Source organism: Mesorhizobium sp. M4B.F.Ca.ET.203.01.1.1, from assembly GCF_004791025.1.
GTDB lineage: Bacteria > Pseudomonadota > Alphaproteobacteria > Rhizobiales > Rhizobiaceae > Mesorhizobium > Mesorhizobium abyssinicae.
Map to the genome: position 1 here is coordinate 1 of NZ_SRUO01000182.1, position 323 is coordinate 323.

At 69.3% G+C, this 323-nt stretch carries 1 protein-coding gene; it reads left to right on the forward strand.

The features are described 5' to 3' along the window. Window positions 1-323: hypothetical protein (locus tag EN846_RS34215; protein WP_210236157.1), on the forward strand; the 323-nt coding region annotated here is incomplete at both ends.

Here is a 323-nt window from a genome sequence, read left to right on the forward strand (position 1 = left end):
GTCGCACCACGCCCAGGTCCAGCGCCTGGTGGTGCTCAACACCGCCGCGTTCCCGATGCCGGCGGCGAAGAAGATGCCCTGGCAGATCGCGCTCGGCCGCCACTGGAAGATCGGCGAGTGGATCATCCGCAGCTTCCACGCATTCTCGTCCGGCGCCTCGTGGCTGGGCGTGGAGCGCAGGATGCCGGCCGACGTCCGCCGCGCCTACGTGTCGCCGTACAACAGCTGGGCCAACCGCATCAGTACCATCCGCTTCATGCAGGACATCCCGCTGTCGCCGGCCGACAAGGCCTGGTCGCTGCTGGAACGGGCCGGCAAGGCGC